Genomic DNA, 21793 nt, shown 5'->3' with positions numbered 1-21793 from the left:
TCCTGCGCCGAGAATGCCGATCTTCATGGGAGTCCTTCCGTGGGTCGAGTGATCACCTCAAGTGTCCAACCTTCCAACAGTGTCAAGGTCAAGCCGAGTCGCCCGGATCATTGCGCCTTCGCTTGTGCTCTTGATCACATCTGCCTCATGGACTTGACCTTCTCACTAGTGACAATGTTGCACGATAGTTTGGTGACTTACCTGCCCCTGCCACCAATGCTCGAGGAACCTGTTGCACAGGCGCCGACCTGCCCTGTGTGCAGCCCCTCCACGACTCACCAGGAAGCACTGGAAATCGCCAGGGCGCGAAGAGTCACGGCATTACCGTCATCCGGTCGAACCCAGGACAGCTGCTCGTTCCCGGATGCCCCTCATATCCACCCCTACTCATATCGGAGAAGTGTCGCTGACTGCGGGTATGCAGTTCTACGCCTGACGCCTGTCTCCCAACTCATCTCACTATCAGGAGAACCCCATGTCGGCATCTGGCCCGAACGAGTCCACCCTAGAAACCGCTCCCCCTAGGGACAACTGAAGGCACCCAGGCCGCGCCGTCCGATAACCGGATGGCGCCGGGTAGTGCGATGATCATCGGCCTGCTGATGGTCTCGACCTTCGTCGTCCTGCTGAACGAGATGATGCTCGGCGTCGCCCTGCCGACGCTGATCAGTGACCTCGACATCACTCCGACGACCGGCCAGTGGCTGACGACAGGGTACCTGCTGACCCTGGCCGTGTTGATTCCGGCCACCGGGTTCGTGATGCGCAGGTTCACCACCCGTGCGATCTTCCTGGGTGCCATGACGATCTTCCTCATCGGAACAGTTGTCGCTGTCATCGCTCCCGGCTTCGGCGTGCTCTTCGCCGGCCGAATCATTCAGGCGATCGGTACCGCGGTGTTCCCGACTCTGCTGATCACCACGACCATGCGTCTGGTCCCGGTCGCGCGGCGGGGCAGGATGATGGCCCTCGTCACGGCGGTTCCCGCCATCGCACCGGCCGTCGGCCCCGCGGTATCCGGCCTCATCCTGTCCCAGCTGAGCTGGCGCTGGTTGTTCATCCTGATGCTGCCGATCATCGTCGCGACGCTGGCCCTCGCCGCCGCGAAGCTGCGTAACGTCACCACACCCGAGCGGGCAACCCTGGACGTGTTCTCCTTGCTGCTGTCCGTCGTGGGCTTCGGCGGGCTGGTCTTCGGACTGGCGTCCATCGGCGAATCCGTCTCCGGCCACGCACCCGTCGCCCCCTACATCCCGATCCTGATCGGCCTGATCGGCGTGGCCGCGTTCGTCTACCGTCAGGTCCGGCTGCAGCGCGATCGGGACCCTTTCCTGGACATGCGCATTTTCAAGACGTGCTCCTATGTCCTGCCCGCGATCGTGATGACTTTCGTTGCGATGAATGGTTTTGGCGTCGTCCTGGTCCTACCCCTGATCCTGACGGCCGTCCTGGGACTGGACACCCTACAGATGGGCCTGTTCCTCTTCCCCGGCGGCGCGATGATCGCCATCGTTTCCGCACTCGGCGGGCGGATCTACGACAAGGTCGGCCCAAAACCGCTGGCGATTCCCGGGTCGATCATCTGGGCGGCTGCCATCTGGTTCCTGACCACCATTGATGAGAACACCAGCGTCTGGCTGGCCCTGGGCACATACCTGGTGATCACCGGGACGCAGGCGCTGATGTGGGCTCCGATGACCACGTCGGCCCTCGGCTCACTGCCCACCGAGCTGTACGCGCACGGCACCGCCGCGTTCTCAACCGTCCAGCAACTCGCCGGCGCCGCAGGAGGAGCGATCCTCATCTCCGCTTTCACCATCGGAGCCAACGCATCCGAAACCGGAGCGCTTGATGTCACCCAGAGCATCGACGCCGGACAGGCCGCCTTCACCGTCGCCGCGATCCTCGCCCTCGGAGCAGTCATCGGCACCCTCTTCGTCAACAAGGCCCGCCCCACCGCCGACAACGCCTAAAGCCGGGCCGGAGCCAGAACAGCGGAGATGCGGCACTGTGGCTCGGCTGGAGAGAGCACAGGTGCCAAGAGGTGGTGGCCGGAAGTTTCAGCGGGACCTTCCCGGCCTCCTCTCCTCGAGGCATCTAGGGCTCAGCTGCTGGAGTGACACCGCGAATACGTCTAGCTGGCCCGCGCTGTCTCACGTGAAGAGTTGGCGGCATGATCGATTGCTTCGATGTACCGGGTCATCGAGTCCCGGTTGTGGATCAGGAAGTCGATCTTTTCCGTCATCCGGTCCCGCTCCGTCACCAGCAGTTCCCGCAACCCGGGCTCGGCGTTCTTCACGACGATGGTCTGCGGCTGATCCAGGCACGGCAGGATGTTCGAGATGATCCGCGTCGGGATCCCGGAATCAACCAGCCCGCGGATCTTCCGCACCCGGTCGACCAGGTAGTCGTCATACGTCCGATACCCGTTCTCCAGGCGACGAGGAGAGATCAGGCCTTGCTCCTCGTAATACCGCAGCATCCGGGCAGGAACCTCCGTCTTCTTCGCCAGTTCACCAATACGCATGAAACCCCTCCATTACTTGTTCGAGCGGATGCTCAACCGATTTGACCTTCACATTAGTGGCAATGTTTAGGCTGGACAAGTCGCACCACGCGCCCAGTGCATCCGCACTGACCGGTCCCGGGCGGAGCCTGACCATCGCGCCGCAAGCAGCACGTCGAGCATCAAGACAGGTACGACAGCAACCACCCCCACAGGCACCACGAGATAGCAGTACAAGGAGAACCCGATGACCAAGCCGCAGATGATCCTGGGTATGCACCTGGGCAACGGATACGGATCGCAGACCTCAGCCTGGCGCTCCCCCACCGTTGATCCTGCGAACTACACGAGCTTCGACGCCCAGGTCCGCTACGCGCAGGCCGCCGAACGCGGGAAGTTCGCCTTCCTGTTCCTGCCGGACTTCCCCGGCCTGCAGGCCGACGTCGACCACGAGGCACCGCAGATCACCCTCGACCCCATGATGACCCTCGCCGCGATCGCCCGGGCCACCGAACGTATCGGCCTGGTCGCCACCGGTTCCACGACGTTCAACGAACCCTTCAACATCGCCCGTCAGTTCAAGGCCCTCGATGTGATGAGCCACGGCCGCGCCGGATGGAACGCGGTCACCACCAGCGACCCTAACGCTGCAGCGAACTTCGGCCAAGGCATCGCGCCCCGGCCCGAGCGATACCAGCGCGCCCATGAAACCATCCAGATCGCACAGGCCCTCTGGGGAAGCTGGCAGCAGGACGCGTGGATCAAGGACCAGGAAACCGGACGGTTCGCTCACCCCGACAAGATTCAGCCCATCAACATGCAGGGCGAGTACGTCGCCTCCCGCGGGCCGCTGCCCATCCCGCCATCCGAGCAGGGCCAGCCCGTCATCTTCTCTGCCGGCGGAGGCGCCAACGGACTCGACCTGGCCGGACGCTACGCCAACGGTGTTATCGGTGCCACGTTCACCATCGAGGACGCCCGCAAGCAACGCCAGGCCTACCGCGACGCCGCCGAGAAAGCAGGCCGGAACCCCGACGAGATCAAATTCTTCGTCGGAGTCATGCCCGCCATCGGCAAGACCAAACGCGATGCCCTGGACCGGCGGGTCCAGCTAGCCGAGCTCACCGCAGCCTCACGCGTCCCCTACCTCGGTTCCATGCTGAGCCTGCAACTCAACCCCGGCCAGCTCGATGAACCCTTGACTGCTCACCAATTAGCGGCCGCGTCCCCAAGCCCGTTCGACCCCCGCTCGCCCCGCGCCCTGGAGGTCGCACGAGAAGGGTGGACGATCCGCGACATCCTCGCCCACGGTGTCATCGACTACCACCCCACCCCTGTCGGTGACGCAACGGCGACCGCGGACCACATGCAGGAATGGTTCGAAGCCGGCGCCTGCGACGGATTCTGGGTATCCATCGACGTCAATGAAGACGGCATCGACACCTTCGTCGACGAGGTCGTCCCGCTCCTGCAGGAACGTGGCGTCTACCACCACGACTACGACGGCGCCACGCTCCGCGACCACCTCGGCGCCCCCGCCCAGTACGGGCTCGACCCCCGCCTCACGGACCCCACCCCATGACAACCACCATCAACACATCCACCAGCACCCCGGCCACCAAGACCATCACGGAGAAGACCAGTAATACGAGCGACAGCATTGATCCAACGCGGTTCCGGGACATCGTCGGCCATTACGCCTCCGGAATCACCATCATCACCGGACAGGACGGTGAGGGCCCGATCGGTTTCACATGCCAGTCGTTCTACAGTGTGTCGGTAGACCCGCCCCTGGTGTCCTTCAGTGTCATGAAGACCAGCACCACCTACCCTCGCATCCGCGACACCGGGAGCTTCGCAGTCAACATCCTCTCCGCGGACCAGGCCACTGCATCCGACCAGTTCGCACGCCGGGGCACCGACAAATGGGCTGGCATCACCTGGCACCCTACCCAGGACGGCAACCCGATCCTCGAGCACACCCCTGCGTGGCTCAACTGCACCATCGTCGCCGAAAACGACGCCGGCGATCACCTCATCGTCATCGGGCGGGTCACCGAGCTTGGGTCCCTCGACAGTCATAGAGCGGACCCGCTGCTTTACTACAAGGGGCAGTACAGGACACTCGAAGCCTCACCAACCCCGTAGACGCTGGTTCAAGCCGTGGCGACAAACTCACGGCAGAAATCACTGATGCATAGGAGCAGCCGTGACAGAACGCCAACGAATCATCACCTGGGAGGACCCCAGCGTGGGCGCTGCAGTTATGCCGAGCATGAGCGGCCTGGACTACCTGCATTCGATGATGGGTAAGAAGCTCCCTCCTCCCCCCATGAACGAACTGCTAAGCATGACACTCATCGAAGCAGTAGAGGGGAAGGCCATCTTCACCTGCCGCCCGGACGAGTCCCACTACAACCCCATCGGGGCTGTCCACGGTGGCCTCGTCTGCGCCCTCCTCGATTCGGCGTTGGGCTGCGCCGTACACACAACCCTCCCGAAGGGCATCGGCTACACCTCAATAGAGATTAAAGTGAACTACCTCCGTCCGGTACGAGCCAATAGCGGCCCGCTGACCTGCACGGGAATCGTCTCAAAACCAGGCAAGCGCGTTGCCTTCGCAGACGGCACCGTCACCGACAGCAGCGGCAAAGTGGTCGCTACAGCAACCGGCTCCCTACTCGTCTTCCCACTCAGCTGAAACCCAGCCCATGCGACGAAATTTGGGCGTTAAGGACGAAATTTGGGCGTTAAGAACGAAAGTTTGTGTGCCAAGTACTTGGGATTGCGAAGTTATGTTCGGGTGGAGAACATACGCCCGCCGGGATTCAACCGGTTGAGTGTCACGGTTGAGGTTGTCGATAGATGGGCGGCTCGCACCGTCTCGACGTGATCGAACCGCAGCCCCTGCAACTTGCACTCACTCACGTGTGTGCTCCTCATGGTTCCCCCGCCGAATACCCTTTGACCTCAGGAAACTCGGCCCGCAAATCATCAGCCAGTCGGCGGATGACGCCACTCCCCCACCCCTGCCGCCGCTGCTGCTCCCCTACATCGCGGCCAATCGACCCATACAGCTCGATCAGCTGTGTGTTCACGGTCCGGAGTGCTTCCACACGGGCGCTGCTAACGCGCTCCTTCAGACCCTGCAGAAAAGCGCCATAACCGTTCGGGTACACCAGGTCATCGGGGGTGGGCATGACCGCGATCCTACTGACAACGCCTCCCGGGAAGGCTCACCCCCACTACATTCGCCAGCATGTCCGACGTGACCAGCACCGACATATCGCGGGGTTATCGGTGCATCCGATAACGAATTCCTAGGAAGCTTCTCCGAGCGACGGTACAACCGCCGGTCGCAGAGCGGCGCGGTCGCTGCCGTGCACGGTCGAGTCGTTGGTGGAGCGAGGCCCAGTAGTCGACGACTGCCGCCAGACACACCTGGCGTGCCACGCTTACCGGGTGGATCTTGAAGTGACATCGGACTTGATCATTCCGGCGACCGAATTGCAGTGGAAGTTCTCCAGGTCGTCCGGGCCGGGCGGGCAGCACGTCAACACCTCTGATAGTCGGGTGCAACTCACCTGGATTGCATCGGAGTCATCGGCGCTAAGCGATGAGCAACGGCTGCGAATCGTTCACCAGCTCGCCCGAAGCCATGTCTCGGGCGCGATCACGGTGACGGTGTCGGAGCAGCGGTCCCAGTTGCGTAACCGTGAATCCGCTCTCAAGGCGCTCCGCGAAATTGTGGCCGCCGCACTAACCCCTCCGCCCCCTCTGCGCCGCGCGACGCGTCCTACGCGCGGCTCGGAACGTCGCCGTTCCGCGTACAAGCAGCAGCGATCCGAGACTAAGCGGCAACGCCGACGTCCCACCAGCGAGTAACGACTCACTGTAGTTGGTGCTTTGTGACGCACGCGGACTAAGCAACGAGAACGAGATGGTCCAGTTGCGCGGTGCTACTGCTCTCAGCAGAGAGTCTGTGCTTCCGTGTTTCCGTGCATCTATGTTCACAGTCGGATTCGCGCTCAGAGTTGACTGATGTTTAGACCGAGACCGTGATGGCTCCGTTTGGGCAGCTTCTCGGGAATTTCTCCGCAATCATTGACCCAGAACGTTCGTCTACCATTCCCAACCTTCAGGTGGTTGCTCTGAAACGAGGATCCGTCGAGCAGTCTTGGATACGTGGGTGGTTCCGCATTCTCCGAAGGGCCCGCGTTTGGCGAAAAGGACCGTCGCGTGGCGGTCGAAGTGGTCCATCCACCACGACGACATTCCCCTGTTCGCCTGTGCTTCCAGCCATTGCTCGTACAGTCCCCTGAACCTGTCGACGGCTTCCGCATGCTTCCACCACTGGGCGCACCAGTACTGGTTCTGCGACCGGTCTACCGATTCGAGCATCGCCGCCAGGCCCTCCACCCAGTCCACCAACTCCTCGGGGGTGAAGGCGAAGTCCTCTCCCCCGTCGTCGTAACCGTTAGGTTCGACGCTGGCAGCATCGGCCTGAGGGTCGCTCATGGAAGGTGTCCTGCCTTGCTGGTCTTGATGCGCTCGACGGTGGGTCCGATGCGGACATTGATGGTCTTGTCGCGGAACCACGGCACGGTGCGGACGATGGTTCCGCCACCGTTCGACGTTTTCACCCACGCCCGGTTGGCGGGGAGTTCGGAGAGCTGGGCGACGGACATGATGTCCCGTCGCTGGGTCTGCACGGACCGGGACGATCCGTTCCTCGAGGTCGAGGTGCTGCGGACCTTCGCGTCGTACTGGCCGATGGTCTTGGACAACGATTCGAGGAACGCGGTGTCGTCGGATCCGCCGCCGTAGACCTTGATCGCGGCCGCGGACCAGAGGGTGTCCCACCCTGTTCGCTCGAGCATGGCCATGCCCTGCCCGCGGGTCTGGAAGTAGGCGCTGACGACGATGCCCATGGACCCGAAGTAGGAGTACCACTCGGGGAGCTGCTTGAGTTTGACGACGTTCCCGACCTCGTCCAGGTCAGCGACCAATGGGACCGGCAGCCGTCCCCCGGCATGACGGGCGGCCTGCTGCGCGGCGGTGAACACCGCGTAGACGAGGGTGGACACGAAGGCGGCGCCGGAGCCGGCTGCGTCCTGTGTGAGCAGGATCAGGGTGTCCCTGCTGGCCACAAACCTGATTGGGTCGAACACCGGCACACCGGGGGTGGGTGTCGACCATGCCATGAGCTCGTCATGGACGAGCGCGGAAGCCATGCGCTGTGCACTGGCGGCCACGGATCCGCGGGTGTCCTCCGGCTGGGCGCTCATGCCCTTCAATGCCGACGCGGGACCGGCGTGCCCGGCCCGTTCGAGCAGGTCGGCGGGTTCCATAAAGTCCGCCGAGGAAATCCACCGCAGAACGTCCTTCATCGTGCCGTCGCCCTTCGCCGCGGCGAGGAGGCACCAGGACAGGAAGTCGCGTCCCTGTGAGTCGAACTGCGCGTCCCCTTTGCCCTGGCCGGCGGTGGGGGCGGACGAGGTTTCGAAGATCGACGCGATTTCACCTGCGCTCACAGTATCGGTGACGCTCGTCAGCGGGTTGAAGATCATTGCGGGCCAGTGACTGTCGCGCCAGATCCGCTGCGGGTCAAACAGCCACACCGTCCCGGTCCTGGTTTCCGTTGTTGTGCGGGCGGCGATCACTTCGGCGACGCCGTCGACCTTGTTGCTGGTCATGATGTACGCGCCGGGGGCTTCGGTGGCGTGCCGGACAACCTGCGTTGTCGTCTTGCCTCGCCCGGTTCCCCACACATGGGTCGAGCATTCCCTCCAGCCCTGGATAACGGCCTTGGTGCCGGTCTCACCGATGTACCCGATGGTCAGGCCCGGGCCGATACCTTCCGCGGTCGGGTGGAGGCGGGCCGCTTCGGTGAGGCGGGCATCGAGCATCGCCGGGCGCATCCTCCCGCCAGGACTCATCCGTCGGGACGCCCCAGCGGTCCTGGACACAGGGCGGGTGCTCCACCACGCGAAGGCCGCGATCACCACGACCGCTTCCGCGCCGAGCAACCAGCTCGCGGCCGCCGGCCACGGATCCCCGGTGGCAAAACCGATCGCCAAGGTGATCGGATTCCACGACAAGTCGGTGGGCACCGGTGTGAAGGCGTCCCCGAGGTGGATCAGGGCGACCGCGATGAACGCGGCCAGGACCACACTCGAGAACAGGACGATGGACGCGTTCTCTTCGTTCCTCAAAGCGTTCAACGTCTGGTCGCCTTCATCGGGTTACTTTTGCTTGGGCGGCGGCCCATGCCTGGTTGGTGTTGTGGGCTGCGAGTTCGCCGGCGGTGAGGTTCACCCGGAACGGCACACCGGGTTCGGACCCGGTTTTCAGCATGAACCGGCCACGTCCGGGCGGAGGGGAAACCTGATTGGTGTTGGGGTTCATTGACCCTTCGGCCGACCAGCCGACCAGCATCGCCTTCTCCCGCTCCGAGACGGGGAACACCGTTTCCAGCAGGTCCATCTCGTTCTGCGCCAGCCCGCCGAGGATCTTCACGGAAGAGCGTTCCACGAAGCCTGTAGCGATCTTCGTCAGCTCGTCCGTGGACAGCTGCAGGTCCTTCATGGAGTGCGTAATCATCAGCTGCCCCAGGCCCTTGGTCCGGTTCAGACGGGTGATGGAATCGATCTGGTGCACCAGCAGCTCACTCGCGCGCAGGGACTGCCACAGCTCGTCCATGATCATCAGGTGATGGCGCTCCTCCATCAGGCCAGCGTCGGCGAGGGTCTTCGCGGCCGAGATGCCAGCCTGACCGTAGGACCAGCACACCGTCTGCACCGCGGCCCGGAGCGTCAGCTGGGACTCGTCGATGAGGGATATGTCGAAGTCCACCGAGGTGTCGATCTTCATCTCCTTCGTAGTCTGCTGGCAGAACACGTCCCCGAACGGTCCATGCTCGCCGAGGGCGTTCAGGCCCGCAAGGAGATTCTTGACCTGCGGCAGGTACTCGTTTGTCTCCTCGATGAGCAAAGCAGACTGGATCTGCGGTGGGGCGGACTTGATGGCGGCGACGACGTCGCCGACCAGCGGCTGCCGGTCCTCGCCTTCTGCCTTCTCGGCGGCCAGGGCGATCGCCATGGACAGCACCGTTTGTTCCTGCTTCTTCGCATCCAGCGGTTCCTTGAACACCAGTTCGATGAGCCCGGTAAGGGTCATCAGGCGCCGTGCGTGGATCTCGGCGCGCATCTGCCGCTGCATCGGGGCCGGCAGGCGTTCGAGCTCCCGCCAGAGCGGACCGGCGTCGAGTGGGTTGATCGCCCCGACGCCGGGAGCGACCTGCACGACCTGCCCATTGGTCTCCAGCACGACGCCGGCGAAGTCCGGTTTGAGGTCCCCCGCCACGAGGATCAGGAACCCCTGATCGATCAGCGCCAACGCCATGCGGACGGCGACCGAGGACTTTCCCCGACCGTTCAGGCCCAGGATGAACCCGGACGGCGAGGAAATGATGCCGTGCAGGAACAGGCTGATCGGATCCCCGCACACCACCGAACTGTTGAGCAGGTTCCGGCCGAGGACCGCACCGACCAGTGGTGAGGAGGTGCCGACGCAGAACGGCCAGAGGCCGGCGGTCTGGTTCGACGTGGCTGTGAACTCCGGTGGCGGTTCCACCCACGTCACCATGCCGCCCTCGCGGACCCGCATGCCCTTCTCCGTGAGCTCCGGAAACGATGCAGCGGTAACTGCGGCTGCCGCTTCGGAGCGGCCTAGGAACCGGTTCATGACTTTGTCGACGAGTTGATCAAAGGCGGACATCAGAGGGCCTTCCTGACGTCGGAGGAGATGGTGGCCAGGTGCTCTGGCACCAGGCCGAGCCCAAGGTTGAAGGAGAACGCGGCGTCGTCGTTGTAGTCGCAGGAGCGCATGCGGATCTGGATGCCGGTAGCCGCGTTGCGCATGATCTTCGCCTCCACCGCCTGCAGCTGCTCCGGGCTCTCGACCGTCGCGGTGACACCGATCGCGAAGCGCACCAGCGCGGCCCCTTCTGCTTGCTCCCGCTCGGCCTTACGTGCCTTCTCGAGGGCGATGATCTGCGAACTGGTCGGACGGCGACCCTTCTGGTTCGTGGCGAACTGCGCATTGGTGAGGGCTTGGGCGACCTGCTGCGCCGACTTCTCCGGCGGCTGCGGCCGGTAGAACACGGTGACACGCTTCTGCAGCATGCTCGCATCGGGGCCCAACAGGGCCACCAGCGCGTTCTCGCGGAACGTCCCGGCCGGCGGCCGGAACATCTGCCACGACTTGCTCGTCACCCCGGCGTGGTCGTACCGGCCCGGGTATCCGATGGTCCGGGCGGCGGAGGGGCCGACTTCGTGCCAGCCCAGGCCGGTCCCGTCGCCGGAAAGGCGGGCGCGTTCGACGGCGGCCGCGGCGTGCGGGTTGAACGCGACATAGGTCTGGTCAGTGAGGTCAGCGGCCCGCATCAGGGACACGCTGCCCGCGCCGACGTCCTCGAGTTCTTCCTTGAACCCCTGCAGGAGCGACTTCACATCGGCCACCAGCTCCTCGGCGGAGCGCTCCGGTGCACGGTCCCCGTCATTGGCCTTGCCGCTGAACGTCAGCGCCACCCACTGCTCGAGCTTGGGCACGTCGAGGTTGAGGTTGTTCACCACGTCATCCATTACCTGACGGGCAAAGGCGGGCACCTCGTGGGATCCTGCCTGCTGCCGTGCCACCGCGATAGCGTCCGGCAGGCGTTCACCCGGATCGGTCGTCGACTGCGTCGTCACCGAAATCTGCTCGACCCGTGCGTTGGAACCGGCGTCGCGCTGGAACGCAGCCCACGACCCAACGAGCCGATTCACGCGGTCCTGATCCAGCAGGCCCAGCCCCGAGGAGTTGGTGGAGAAGAAGACGGTGCCTGTCCTCAGTTTCGGGTGCCACAGCATGACACCCTCGTTGCCGAACAGGTCCTGAAAGTCGATCAACTCCGTCGCCGCCAGAAGGCCAGGAGCACGGAACGAACCGTCCGGGATCTGCGAGACGGGCCCAGACTTGTAGACGGTCTTCCCGGCTTTCTTGGCTTTGGCGTGCATGCTGCGCGCCAGCCACCGCTCAGGCTTGGACCGACCGTGACGGTCCTTTGAGCCGAGGATCGTGGCGGCGATGAACGCGACCAGGGCGATGCCGACGGCCACCCAAATCTGCGAGGCCATGATCGCGATGAACACCCCGATTGCGCCCGCGCCCAGAACGACGGTCGAGGCCATCGAGAACCCCATCAGACCCGCCGTTCGGTCTTCTGCGATGTTGCCGTATTGCCGGACGATTGCCTGTTCCGTACTCACTGGTCATCCCCACTTTCCACTGCGCGTTCCATGTCTCTTGCTGCTTCCCGTAGCGCGTACTCGATGCGTTGCTGGTTCTGGGCCGACTTATCCGCCCCGGACGGCGCACCGGCTCGGAAACCCTCAGCCGTCGGAGAGGCTGAGGGCAAGGTCACGGGTGCGGCCCCAGGAGCCTCCGTTGGAGGCTTGTCACCAGATGCCGCGGGCTCTGCCCCGCTTGGCCCTCCAGCTGACGGGCTGCCAGCACCGGATGGTGCTTCCGTCGGCGATTCTGTGGGTGCGCCGGTCCGTTCTGCCTGAGGCTGTGCGCCCGTTGGGCCGTTCGAACCTCCGGGCGCGCTGTTTCCGCCAGCAGTACCGGCATCACCGACCGGTGACGTCTCTGCCCCGGATCGTTCCGGGCGTTGCTCTGCGCCCGAAGGACCACCGGAACCTCCGGCGGGACCGCCAGCACTTCCTCCCGATGGCCCACCACTTGTATCTGACGCCGGGGCGATGGGCTGTTCTGGTCTCTGCTCTGCCCCGGAAGGGCCGGTACCACCGGTTCCGCCACCGGTGTTACCTGCACCACCAGGCGTCGCGGCACCGGTGGCGCCGCTTCCACCTCCACTTGCTGGGATGGAATTGCTGCTGGATCCTCCTACTGCCCCAGTGCCGGCGGTCGCAGACGTTTCCGCGGCAGTGGCAGCCCCAGTTGCCGTAGCGCCTCCACCCGTTGCGGCCACTTGCCCGGCCGTTGCTGCGGCTCCGCTACCGGTGATTTCTGCGGTGCTTCCGCCGCCACCGGCAGCTGCGGCCCCGGCTGCAGCGCCGAGGCCGCCGGTCACTGCTCCAAGAGCTACGGCACCGCCGACCATCGCCAAGCCGGAGGCTCCCATGCCCTGTGGGCCTGCGCTGACGGCAGGTACGAGGACCTTGGCCAGGGCCGGCATCGCAATGCAGGCGCTGCTGATAATGACGAGGCCGGTGATAAGGCCAATCGCTGTGTTCCCGAGCTCGTTGTCTGCGCTGCCGTTGATGCCTTTCAGGAGCGCGAGTCCCGCCCCGTACAGGATCGCGGCAGCTGGCTTGAAGAGGACGACGGCCGCCAGCCAGCCCACGGCCTTGTCGAAGGACTTCCGGCCACGCTCGGTCTGTGAAGCGGCAGCGAAGATCGGCAAAACCCCGCACAGTGCGATTGCCGCGCCGTAGGAGAAGATCACGATGACTGCGTTGATGACCGCACCCAGCAGGGCCAGCGGCACGACGAACAGGATGATGCCGGCGAGCTGCATGGTCATCGTGGTTCCCGCAATGGCTCCCAGGCCCATCGCGGACCCGAGCCCGTCCTCCTGCGCGGACCCGGAAATGGTGGTCACCAGCCACGGCGCGAGGACATCGGTCACCCCGAACAGGAGGCCCACCATTGGAACGGCCAGCGCCGTGGTGAGGATGGTCCGCACCATGCCCATGACCAGGTTCTCAGTCGAGGCGCGGTCCTGGTCACGGGCGAGCTTGATGAGCGCGAACGCTGTCCCGATGACACCTGCCATCCCGACGAAGATCAACGTCGACTGCTGGATGCGGTCGGTTGCGGATCCTGTACCCATATCCGGTGCGCCGATCTTCAACCACCAGGTACCGACGAAGTTGATCATCTCCGTCAGGACCTGCACCAACCAGCTCGCGAGGAACTGGATCAGCTTCTGGATCGCACTGCCGGCGACACCTTCTAAGAGGTTCCCTGCCAAATCTCCGATCATGACTTAGGTCCCCACTGGACGTATTGCTGTCCCTGGTAGCGGGCCCAGGTATTGAAGTCGTTGCCCGACGCCGGATCCAGCTTCCAATCCCCGTCCTCCCACACCAGATCGACCTGAGCAATGAGTGTCTGTTCCAGACCCGACGCATCGGGTGCCGAATAGATCAGCCGATAGGACGCTGCGTCATCGCTATAGCTGTTCTGGATGTAGCCCAGCAGGGTCAAGCGGGCGATGACGGAGGTGTCCTCGCTCTGCTCGAGCCCGTCCCGGATGCGCTGTGCTCGCTCGCCCAACAGCACTCGGTTCGGCCCTTCCGCTACCGCCACTTCAAGGTCAGACGCTGCTTGCTCGCTGGCTGACGGGTCCAGAGCGACGGCATACGTGGCCGCCGCCACCAGTGACCCTGCTTGAGTCGGTGCGTAGCCGACGCGCAAGGTGGAAGGCAATTTCTCGCATCCGCCGAACTCCGAAAACGGGATCACGTTGTAACCCCCAACTACCCACTCCTCGACCGCCGGAGCACTGTCAGCCACAGATAAGTCGTCGCTGTCGAGGTCCGCCTGGCAGTCCCACGCGGCGTCCGCGTCCACGACAGGTCCTGCCGTCGCGGACGTCGAGGCGGACGATGGTGCTGTCTGCGTTGTAGCGGTGGTTGAGTCTGCTGCCGGTGCGTCGTTGCTGGGGAAGAGGAATACCCGCAGGCCCCATGCGAGGAGGCCGACCAGCACAAGGGCCAGCAACATCGCGGCAGCGCCGAACCACTTCGGGCGGGCCTTCGGTTCCTGGGTGGTGTCCTGTGTGCTCATCGTCTGTCCTTCTCTCGATCAGGTAAGTGGGCGTTGTTGCTCAGGTGATTGCGCCCCACACGGCGCCGGAAGCGCCCAGCAGGCAGGCAGCGACCATAGGCCAGATAGGTGCCTCGATCTCGTTGCCCTGTCGGCGGTTCCTGCCGGCGGAGACGAGGCCGAAAATGAAGAAGACGAACAGGACTAGGCCCGCGCCCCACAGGACCCAGCCGATAACCTGCGTCAGGCCCTCGGTGCCGGGAGGCTGCGTCGGGGTGAAGGTCTGAGCTGGAAGCGATCCTTCACGGACCGGACTGAGCGCGTTAATGGTGGTCAGGGTGTGTGCTGCCAGAGTGTTTCCGAACATGGGAGTTCCCTTTCTCAGTGCCCGGAGCGGGCGATCTTTTCGATCTTCCGGAGCACGCTTTTCAGTCGTGTCCCGGAAGCTTGTGGGGTGACACCAACTTCGCGCCACGAGGGTTCAAACGGCGCCGTCATGGCCACCGGGAACATCCGGGTAACCCCGCGCGCGAAGTCCAGGGTCGGCTTCGTCAGCCGGTTCCTGGGCCGGTCGTGGACGATCAAGAGGCCGACCAATTCATAGGGCAGCTGCCCGAATGCAGACTTACGGGCCAGCTGCTGTGCGGCCTCGAGCGAAGACGCACTGGTCGAGCAGACCAGCAGGGCCCGCCCTGCGTAGGTCGGACGCCGCTCGGATTCATCGACGACGTTCTCCGAGCACAGGCCCGCGAGGGTGCTGGTGCCGACGCCGCCGGAGGCGCCGACCAGCCACAGGGTCGCGCTGGTCACCGCCACGGGGGCCGCTGGTTCGGCTTCCTCGACAGGCTCGGCGGCCAGGGTCTGCTGAATGTTCCGTGGTCCCCGGAGCGATTCGCGCTGTCCGAGGACCGGGTCGTCGTCGATCGGGTCTTCCTGCGGTGTCACCTCCGGCTCGTGGACGAAGGGATTGCGCTGCGGGGTCACGGTCACAGTCCCTCCGCGATCTGCGCGGCGGCCCGGAGCCAGGCGCGGCGGGTCTGCGGGAGCATCGAGGAGAACCGGATCCTGCCCTCGATCAGCGACGGATCGTAGGGCACCGTGACGACCGACTTCGCGAACGGGCGGAAGGACTCAGCGAGCTCGTTCAGTTTCGCCGGCCCGTGGGACGGGGTGCAGCCCAGGACGATCACCACGGCGCGGTCCGCCAGTGACTGTGCGTGCTCGTCGCCTGCCCGCAGGGCGCTCAAGACCCGGGATGCGCCTTCGGCGGCGTCGTCGACGGACTTGACCGGGATGACGACCTGGTCGGAGTGCCCGATCATGGCCTCCCAGTTGTCCCCGCGTTCGGTGTTGCCCGAGTCCATGAGGATCAGCCGGTAATACTTCGCGGCCACCGAATAGAGGCGATGGACCTCGTCGCCGGTGACCTCGTGCCGCTTCTTCGCGCCCGACCGGTCATCGGAGCGAAGTACGTCGTACTGATCCGAGGGCTGGTGGTGGACGTAGGACGCCAGATCCCCGGCCCGCGCACCGGCGGTCATGAAGTAGTCGGCCTGCTCGAGGAGATCGACCACCGTCGCCTCATGGCCGGCGTCGAAGGTCCGCCAGCCGAGCGACCCGAGCGAGTTGTTGTTGTCCCACGCCAGGACACCGGAGCCGCCGAGGCGTGCGAATACAGCGGACAGGCAGATTACCGTCGGCGTCTTGCCTGCCCCGCCCTTGGGGTTCAGGACCGTGATCGTGCGGGGACCTGCCCAGTGCCGGGAGACGGTTTTCTCGTCCCGGCGCTGCTCCAGCTCCGCCGGCGAGGCCGCGAGCTTCAACCCGAACCGATTCAGCAGACCACGAACCCAGACCTGTGCCGGTGAGTCGGCGTCCGGCCGGTCGACGAACGACGGCATCGCCGTCCTGCGGGTCGGCAGCGGCTCCACAGTCTTCGCCGGTGCCACTGCCGGGACCACTGCTGGCGCCACAGCTGATGATGCGACGGCTTCCGGTGCCGTCACTTCCGTGGCCACGGAAGCCCCCACGGGAGCGGGAACAGGGATGCGAACAGGAGCGTCAACGGGTGCTGCTGCTTCCACCGCGGCCTCCGGCATGGCCGGCACCTTCGGCGTCACCGGGGACGCCGAAGGTTCGATCGCTTCGACGGGCTGTGCTGGCCCGCTTTCCGTCGGGTCACTGTCGGTGTCCTGCTCGATGACGGCGCCGTCGGTCTGAACGAGGATCGTGCGGGAGCCGGACGGGTCCTCGATGTGCAGTTCGGTGGCGGTGCTCGTCTCGGCCGCGAGGTCGGTCGCGGTGCTCATGACGGAGCGGCGGGCGTCCATCACCGACGGGTAAGGGGCGGTGGTTTTCTCGCCTCCCAGGTCAAGCTCGAGGGTGCCGGCCGGGTCGATGACAGCGGTCATTCTCATCAGGGGTTCTCCTTCGGGGAAACAGTCGAGGTGAGGCTCGGAGTAGAAGTCGCAGTAGAAGATGGGTCAGCGGTCGTGCCGGTCGTTGCTGTGGGTCGGGGTGCGACCTGTGTCAGCGCATACAGCAGGCCGGTGGAGAATCCTTCGGCCCGGGTGATTGCCTTGCCGTCGTCGGTGATGACGTCGGGAATCGCCGCACGGGCGGCGTCGGTTGTGGTCTCGGTGACGCCCTGTGCGTTGATCCGCAGCTGCTCGGTGTTGGTGGTGACCCAGGCGTAGCCGGCGGCAAGCTTCCCGGCCCCGGGCAGGCGGTGGGCCTGCTTCGCATCGACGTCGACCAGGACGGTGCCAGCCATCAGCAGGCCGTTATCACGGTCCACCTGGATACCGGAGGTCGCGACGTCGGTTCCTTCGACGTCGACGATGCCGACCTGCGTCGCTTCCGTCGCGTCCGTCGCATCCCCGAGCGCATAGAAGCCGATGGTGGTGGTGTCGGTGGTCTTCCATGCCGCGACGACCGTCCCGTTCACGGATCCGAGAACCGTGACCAGTTCCGCTCCTGGCACCGGTGCGGGCAGCTTCGTCGGGGCTGGCAGTGCTGCCGAGTCCAGCGTGACGCGCCAGATCCGTCCGGACCGAGTGTCCGCCGCTACCAGGTCGTCTCCAAGGGCTTCGATGGGTTCCGCGGCCGCCGGGACCACCCGCGCCGCGGTGCTGCCGTCAGCAGCGACGATCAGTGTCCGCTTGTTCGGCAGATCCACGCGAGGGGCCGTACCGCCGTCCAGGACGATCGCTCCGTCCTTGGGGATGTCGACGCGGATGGGGTCTGCTCCGTCGCCGAATAGCACCAGCTCGCGGGCGGCTGCGGCTGCGACCCTCGACTGCCCGTCGAGGGTGAACAAGGCGAGCTGCGCGACGATGAACGGCGCGGTGCGTGTCCACCGTTCCACACCTGTCCGAGGGTCATGGCCGATCAGCTTGGAGCCGTCCACGCTCACCGGCTGCCCCGAGGGGTCCAGGATCGCCCGAACTGTCGAGCCGGTCATCGGCGTCGTCCAGTCACCGTAGGTGTCCCACCCGGCAGGAGCCGGGACCGGCAGCTGCGCGGGAGGCGGCGTGTAGACCGTCGCCACCGGCTCGGCCGTGTTGTCCTGCAACGTGGAGAAGGCGCTGAAACCGATCGTGGCCGCTAAGAGGCCTGCGCTTCCCCACAGCACAGCCTTCCGGCGCGCAGGGGTGCGACGGCGGGCCGGCGTCGACCCGGAACGGGCAGAACCTGAACCCCGGCCAGCACCTGTGCCGCCGGCAGTGCCGGTGGAGGTGGTGTCTTCTCGTTCCTCGAGCGTGCCCAGCTCGGCGTCGACGACCATTTCGTAAACCTCGCCGTCCTCGGTGCGTCCCTGCACCCGGCATGCGGCCAGGCCCAGACGGCGGCACGCTTCCGCTGCTGCGTCGGCCGCGACGTCGGCTGCGGACGTGTCATCGAGCACCGGGTAGGTGAGGACGTCGCCGTTCGCGTCCGCGACGATTTCGCCCTCGCCGATTGTGAGGCGGATGACGGGCCAGGAATGCACTGCCGGAGTCACTTGCCCTCCCCCGTCTTCGGGCCGGGCATCGCGGCGGTCATGTCCCGGGTCTGGTGCCCGACGACGTCCCACTGGCCGTCCGTCTTCTCGAGGTAGACGGTCACCTGCCGGTGACCGCCGCCGTCCAGTGGGGTTTCGTCGCGGGCGACCCAGCGCCATGTCACGTCGAGGACCCGAATAGCCTTGCCCGGGGCGACGTCCTGCGCGGCGTCACCGATCGCAGGGACAGCCCGGGGAACGCTGTAGGCGCCGTGCTCGGCCGGTTCCAACCAATCGCCGTTGCTCGCGTTGCGCTCAGGCTCGACCTGGTTCGCCGCCCACTCCTCGCTCATCAGCGGTATGGCGCGCACTGCGGCCGCCGTTTCGGTGCGGTCCACCGTCGTGTCCCACGAATGCAGCATCAGAGCTGCGACCCGAGCGGTCGAGTCGACGTCGGACCGGTCCGCATCCTCCGGGAAGGCGAACGTGTTGCCGCCCAGGATCTCCTCGGCAGGGAGCGAGGTGTAGGAACCCTCGTAGACAGTGGTCGGCGCGGAAATCGGGGCCGCGTCCTCCGACGCCGGCGCGTCGGCCACGCAGCTGGTCAGGGTGACCAGAGCCATTGTGGAAACCGCCAGAGCGGCGGCCCGGTACATGTTGGTGTGTGAGCGGCGGGTCATCGCACCCACGCTCCTTTCTCTTTCAGAATCGGCTCCGGGTCGAGGTTCCAGCCCTGGTACGGGTAAACAACCTCCGGTGCTTCCGGCTTGTACATCTCGAAGTGCAGGTGCGTGGCAACCAGCCCGAGGCCAGCCTTGTTGCCCTCGGTGCCGACGACGTCGCCGCGCTTCAACCTGTCCCCCACGGCCACGCGGTAGGCATTGAGGTGGCAGAACGCGAACCCGAAATCGGGGTCGTCGCCGTCCTCCTTGGCGATCACGCAGCCGTCCTTGTCGTTGAACCCGGTGATCCGAAGGTCGGTCGGTGCGATGACCGGGCCGCCGTTACCGGTGCCGGCGCCCGGGGTTGAAAGGTCAACTCCGACGTGGTCCTGCGCCCAAGCGGGCAGGTTCGGTATGTCCCGGTGGCCGTATCCGGAGGTGAAGACCCCGCCCGGGAGCGGGTTGGTCCACTCGCCGTCGCCGAGATCGCCGTCCCACGCAACCGCGCCCGCCGGTGCCGCGCAGTCCGCAGAAAACTCGCCCTGCCCGGAGGTCAGGATCTTCTCGACGTACTGCTGGGTCTCCGTGAACGCCGGGACGCCCTTGGCTGCCTGCACAGCCCCGGGGCCGGCGTTGTAGGCCGCGAGGGTCAGGCGCACGAGCAGGTCGGCATCGTCACCGGCCAGCGGCTGCACCTGCTCATTCAGAGCCGCCATATAGCGTCCGTAGGCAGGGATGGCATCCTCGGCGGAGAATGGGTCCCCGCCTTCCCCGTACATGGCCCAGGTGCCGGGCATGAACTGAGCGACGCCCTGAGCCCCTGCAGGGCTCCGTGCGCCCTCGTTCCAGCCCGATTCCTGCTTGAGCTGCGCCGCCACCACGCTCACCGGCAGACCCGCGGCCTTCGCGGCGGCGTCGACCAGATCGCTCCAGCCGTTCGGGATCGCCGGCGTCGAGGTGGCGTCACCGACGGTTTTGCCGACTGCCGAGACGACGCACGAAGCGGGCTTCTCCTCGGTCTGCGTGAGGATTGCAGCTCCCGCGACACCCACGACGGGCAGGCCCGCCAGGAGAGGTACAAGGATCACCAGGGCCAGTAGCGGTGACGCTTCACCCTTCTCGTCTTCGTCCACTGCTACCTCCCAGCGGCGTGAAGGCACAGACTGATTAGGGTGTGCCCGGTAAAATTTGTGGGGTGAAGGAAGAGGATTGAAACCAATTCCTTATTTCTTAGAATAGCTTAGATTCTGACATCCTCGCTACCTGTGCGTGCCGTGCCCATCTAGTGCTCTCTTGAAGGAGGTGCCGTGGCTGTTTCTGGTTCTGACTTCAAGCAATGGCTCGAAGCTCGCGGCATCACCACCTCGGCGAGTGAGCTGGGCCGTCTGACCGGACTGCATCGCGTCACCGTGGGCAATCAGATCCGGCGCGGCAACGTCCCCGAGTCGACCGTGGTCGGGGTGGCTCGAGGCGTCGGCATGGATCCCATCGCGGCGCTGGCGGATTTCAAGGAGTACAAGGACCTCGACAGCCGGCCGCGCTCTCCAACGGCCGCGGAGGTGCTCAGCCAGGTCCACCACGCCGACCTCATGGTGGAGTTGCAGCACCGCTTCCACGAAGACCTGTTCCCCCGGAACGACAAGGTCAGAATCGACTTCCCGCATGACGGTTCCCATCGTGCGTGGATCGACGCCATCGACACCGGCGACGTCCGGCACGACGTGGCCGAGAAGACGGGAACAGCGATCACCTACCTGTTTAACCAGCTCTCCGACAACAAGCTCACCCCCATCCAGGCGGTCACTGCCGCCCGGGTCAGCGGGACGTCGATGGTTGCGGGGCTTGTCGTCGTCGGACTCATCACCATGGAAGAGGGCGACTGGCCCGAGGACATCCGGGAAACGGCCCTAATGGTGATGAAAAACGAGGACCTGGTCGAACTCATCCAGCAACGGCTGAACCTCCTCCAACGTCGCCTCCGGCAGCGCAAGGAAGCCCTCGAATACGCGGAGAAACTTACGGACCTGATCGGATGAACGACAGCATTTACGTCATCTCAGTCAGCTTCATGCTGATCTTCCTCGGTGGACTGACGTTCCACCGCCTGACATCCAGGACGACCCCCGAAGGGGCGCGGGCACTGCTGCGACCCAGTGGCCGGTTGGCCCTGATGGGAGTGCTGCTGACCGCCGCCTACGTCTTCTCCCTGCCGGGCGTCTACCAGGTGCTGGAATCGATCGTGCCTATTTCCAACGGCACCGACTTCATAGCCAAATGCTGCGCCATGGGAGCTGTAGCGGTCCTCGGCGTGCACCTCGCCGTCGCCTACGGCTCAGATACAGCTATCAACTGGATCGTAGGAAAACGCGGCGCACTGGCAGTCGTGATCGCCGCCCTCGGAGTGTTCTTCACGCTCCTCGCGGCCGAGACCCCCACACCATCACCCCGCCTGGTCGACTACGCGGATCAGGCGGCAGTGGAATGGAACGAGTGGATCGTCCTCGCCTACACCGCCTACGTGCTGGGGCCCCTCCTGCTGCCGGTCTTCCGAGACAGCCGCAAAAACCCGCTCCAGTTCGGGCGCCTGGCCTCGAGGCTCATCTTCGTCGGCTTCGTCCTCTCGATCGCACGCGCCATCGCCTACCCGCTGGAACTACAGGCCGGGGGCGAAGCGTTCTACATCTTCGAGCTGGTCACCCACGTATCGACAGCCTGCGTCGTCCTCGGACTGTGGGCCTTCGCCTTTGCAAAGTCACGCCAGCTGGCACGCAAGACCTTCGACACCGGCCTGTCGATCAAGTGAGG

General features: G+C 65.1%; 21 protein-coding genes. 7 read left to right on the top strand and 14 right to left on the bottom strand.

The window, feature by feature from the left end:
* The first annotated feature begins 566 nt into the window (after nucleotides 1-566).
* A complete protein-coding gene (locus tag CXQ97_RS17685) occupies nucleotides 567-1973 on the top strand; it encodes a DHA2 family efflux MFS transporter permease subunit (RefSeq protein ID WP_104182204.1) in 1407 nt (468 codons plus the stop codon).
* Between the two features lie 161 nt (nucleotides 1974-2134).
* On the opposite strand, the gene CXQ97_RS17680 is transcribed toward CXQ97_RS17685, so the two are convergent.
* Complete coding sequence (locus CXQ97_RS17680) at nucleotides 2135-2527, bottom strand: MerR family transcriptional regulator (protein WP_104182203.1); 393 nt, start codon at nucleotides 2525-2527, stop codon at nucleotides 2135-2137.
* 226 nt (nucleotides 2528-2753) lie between these two features.
* Here CXQ97_RS17680 and CXQ97_RS17675 point away from each other — a divergent pair, with 226 nt between their 5' ends.
* The 3 genes from CXQ97_RS17675 (at nucleotide 2754) to CXQ97_RS17665 (ending at nucleotide 5207) form a co-directional block, all read left to right on the top strand.
* The gene (locus tag CXQ97_RS17675; RefSeq protein ID WP_104182202.1) at nucleotides 2754-4088 is read left to right on the top strand and encodes an NtaA/DmoA family FMN-dependent monooxygenase; all 1335 of its coding nucleotides are present in this window, start codon (nucleotides 2754-2756) and stop codon (nucleotides 4086-4088) included.
* On the top strand, nucleotides 4085-4654 hold the full coding sequence (locus CXQ97_RS17670; protein ID WP_104182201.1) for a flavin reductase family protein: 570 nt from the start codon (nucleotides 4085-4087) through the stop codon (nucleotides 4652-4654). Before CXQ97_RS17675 ends, CXQ97_RS17670 begins: the two co-directional genes overlap by 4 nt.
* A gap of 61 nt (nucleotides 4655-4715) precedes the next feature.
* Entirely contained in the window at nucleotides 4716-5207 is a 492-nt protein-coding gene (locus tag CXQ97_RS17665) for a PaaI family thioesterase (protein ID WP_258062735.1), read from the top strand.
* A 238-nt stretch (nucleotides 5208-5445) separates the two neighbouring features.
* Here the strand turns inward: CXQ97_RS17665 and CXQ97_RS17660 are convergent, their stop codons facing one another.
* A complete protein-coding gene (locus tag CXQ97_RS17660) occupies nucleotides 5446-5706 on the bottom strand; it encodes a DUF1016 N-terminal domain-containing protein (RefSeq protein ID WP_104182200.1) in 261 nt (86 codons plus the stop codon).
* Between the two features lie 262 nt (nucleotides 5707-5968).
* Here CXQ97_RS17660 and arfB point away from each other — a divergent pair, with 262 nt between their 5' ends.
* Nucleotides 5969-6391 (top strand): alternative ribosome rescue aminoacyl-tRNA hydrolase ArfB, encoded by a 423-nt coding sequence (arfB, locus tag CXQ97_RS17655; protein WP_104182205.1) that lies wholly within the window; start codon nucleotides 5969-5971, stop codon nucleotides 6389-6391.
* Between the two features lie 237 nt (nucleotides 6392-6628).
* Here arfB and CXQ97_RS17650 read toward each other — a convergent pair whose 3' ends face one another.
* From CXQ97_RS17650 to CXQ97_RS17585, 12 genes are read right to left on the bottom strand one after another with little or no spacing between them, the layout of a single operon-like run.
* Complete coding sequence (locus CXQ97_RS17650; protein ID WP_104182199.1) at nucleotides 6629-7024, bottom strand: DUF4913 domain-containing protein; 396 nt, start codon at nucleotides 7022-7024, stop codon at nucleotides 6629-6631.
* The gene (locus CXQ97_RS17645; protein ID WP_104182198.1) at nucleotides 7021-8721 is read right to left on the bottom strand and encodes a type IV secretory system conjugative DNA transfer family protein; all 1701 of its coding nucleotides are present in this window, start codon (nucleotides 8719-8721) and stop codon (nucleotides 7021-7023) included. The genes CXQ97_RS17650 and CXQ97_RS17645 overlap by 4 nt, the downstream gene beginning before the upstream one ends.
* 22 nt (nucleotides 8722-8743) lie before the next feature.
* Nucleotides 8744-10285 (bottom strand): hypothetical protein, encoded by a 1542-nt coding sequence (locus CXQ97_RS17640; RefSeq protein WP_104182197.1) that lies wholly within the window; start codon nucleotides 10283-10285, stop codon nucleotides 8744-8746.
* Entirely contained in the window at nucleotides 10285-11817 is a 1533-nt protein-coding gene (locus CXQ97_RS17635; RefSeq protein WP_146069710.1) for an SCO6880 family protein, read from the bottom strand. Before CXQ97_RS17635 ends, CXQ97_RS17640 begins: the two co-directional genes overlap by 1 nt.
* Entirely contained in the window at nucleotides 11814-13559 is a 1746-nt protein-coding gene (locus tag CXQ97_RS19665; protein ID WP_146069709.1) for a hypothetical protein, read from the bottom strand. The genes CXQ97_RS17635 and CXQ97_RS19665 overlap by 4 nt, the downstream gene beginning before the upstream one ends.
* Nucleotides 13556-14365, bottom strand: a complete 810-nt coding sequence (locus tag CXQ97_RS17615; protein ID WP_104182192.1) for a hypothetical protein — start codon at nucleotides 14363-14365, stop codon at nucleotides 13556-13558. The genes CXQ97_RS19665 and CXQ97_RS17615 overlap by 4 nt, the downstream gene beginning before the upstream one ends.
* Nucleotides 14366-14405: 40 nt before the next feature.
* Nucleotides 14406-14711 (bottom strand): hypothetical protein, encoded by a 306-nt coding sequence (locus tag CXQ97_RS17610; protein WP_104182191.1) that lies wholly within the window; start codon nucleotides 14709-14711, stop codon nucleotides 14406-14408.
* 14 nt (nucleotides 14712-14725) lie between these two features.
* On the bottom strand, nucleotides 14726-15328 hold the full coding sequence (locus CXQ97_RS17605) for a DUF6668 family protein (protein WP_146069708.1): 603 nt from the start codon (nucleotides 15326-15328) through the stop codon (nucleotides 14726-14728).
* A gap of 2 nt (nucleotides 15329-15330) precedes the next feature.
* A complete protein-coding gene (locus tag CXQ97_RS17600; RefSeq protein ID WP_146069707.1) occupies nucleotides 15331-16761 on the bottom strand; it encodes an AAA family ATPase in 1431 nt (476 codons plus the stop codon).
* Nucleotides 16761-18347 (bottom strand): hypothetical protein, encoded by a 1587-nt coding sequence (locus CXQ97_RS17595; protein WP_104182188.1) that lies wholly within the window; start codon nucleotides 18345-18347, stop codon nucleotides 16761-16763. Before CXQ97_RS17595 ends, CXQ97_RS17600 begins: the two co-directional genes overlap by 1 nt.
* On the bottom strand, nucleotides 18344-19006 hold the full coding sequence (locus CXQ97_RS17590) for a hypothetical protein (protein WP_104182187.1): 663 nt from the start codon (nucleotides 19004-19006) through the stop codon (nucleotides 18344-18346). The genes CXQ97_RS17595 and CXQ97_RS17590 overlap by 4 nt, the downstream gene beginning before the upstream one ends.
* A complete protein-coding gene (locus CXQ97_RS17585; protein ID WP_104182186.1) occupies nucleotides 19003-20121 on the bottom strand; it encodes a transglycosylase SLT domain-containing protein in 1119 nt (372 codons plus the stop codon). Before CXQ97_RS17585 ends, CXQ97_RS17590 begins: the two co-directional genes overlap by 4 nt.
* Before the next feature lie 174 nt (nucleotides 20122-20295).
* Here CXQ97_RS17585 and CXQ97_RS17580 point away from each other — a divergent pair, with 174 nt between their 5' ends.
* Together CXQ97_RS17580 and CXQ97_RS17575 are read left to right on the top strand one after the other, a co-directional pair.
* Nucleotides 20296-21024: a hypothetical protein gene (locus CXQ97_RS17580; protein WP_104182185.1), complete on the top strand. Its 729-nt coding sequence runs from the start codon at nucleotides 20296-20298 to the stop codon at nucleotides 21022-21024.
* The gene (locus CXQ97_RS17575) at nucleotides 21021-21791 is read left to right on the top strand and encodes a hypothetical protein (protein ID WP_104182184.1); all 771 of its coding nucleotides are present in this window, start codon (nucleotides 21021-21023) and stop codon (nucleotides 21789-21791) included. Before CXQ97_RS17580 ends, CXQ97_RS17575 begins: the two co-directional genes overlap by 4 nt.
* Nucleotides 21792-21793 lie beyond the last annotated feature (2 nt).

The organism is Arthrobacter sp. B0490 (assembly GCF_002929355.1).
Lineage (GTDB): Bacteria > Actinomycetota > Actinomycetes > Actinomycetales > Micrococcaceae > Arthrobacter_D.
This window is presented reverse-complemented; position numbering and strand designations above follow the sequence as displayed.

Coding starts and splice junctions, on each gene's coding strand:
- CXQ97_RS17610 (WP_104182191.1), bottom strand. CDS start 14,711: ATGTTCGGAAACACTCTGGCAGCACACACCCTGACCACCATTAACGCG.
- CXQ97_RS17660 (WP_104182200.1), bottom strand. CDS start 5,706: ATGCCCACCCCCGATGACCTGGTGTACCCGAACGGTTATGGCGCTTTT.
- CXQ97_RS17650 (WP_104182199.1), bottom strand. CDS start 7,024: ATGAGCGACCCTCAGGCCGATGCTGCCAGCGTCGAACCTAACGGTTAC.
- CXQ97_RS17590 (WP_104182187.1), bottom strand. CDS start 19,006: ATGACCCGCCGCTCACACACCAACATGTACCGGGCCGCCGCTCTGGCG.
- CXQ97_RS17675 (WP_104182202.1), top strand. CDS start 2,754: ATGACCAAGCCGCAGATGATCCTGGGTATGCACCTGGGCAACGGATAC.
- CXQ97_RS17670 (WP_104182201.1), top strand. CDS start 4,085: ATGACAACCACCATCAACACATCCACCAGCACCCCGGCCACCAAGACC.
- CXQ97_RS19665 (WP_146069709.1), bottom strand. CDS start 13,559: ATGATCGGAGATTTGGCAGGGAACCTCTTAGAAGGTGTCGCCGGCAGT.
- CXQ97_RS17680 (WP_104182203.1), bottom strand. CDS start 2,527: ATGCGTATTGGTGAACTGGCGAAGAAGACGGAGGTTCCTGCCCGGATG.
- CXQ97_RS17600 (WP_146069707.1), bottom strand. CDS start 16,761: ATGAGAATGACCGCTGTCATCGACCCGGCCGGCACCCTCGAGCTTGAC.
- CXQ97_RS17615 (WP_104182192.1), bottom strand. CDS start 14,365: ATGAGCACACAGGACACCACCCAGGAACCGAAGGCCCGCCCGAAGTGG.
- CXQ97_RS17575 (WP_104182184.1), top strand. CDS start 21,021: ATGAACGACAGCATTTACGTCATCTCAGTCAGCTTCATGCTGATCTTC.
- CXQ97_RS17640 (WP_104182197.1), bottom strand. CDS start 10,285: ATGTCCGCCTTTGATCAACTCGTCGACAAAGTCATGAACCGGTTCCTA.
- CXQ97_RS17685 (WP_104182204.1), top strand. CDS start 567: ATGGCGCCGGGTAGTGCGATGATCATCGGCCTGCTGATGGTCTCGACC.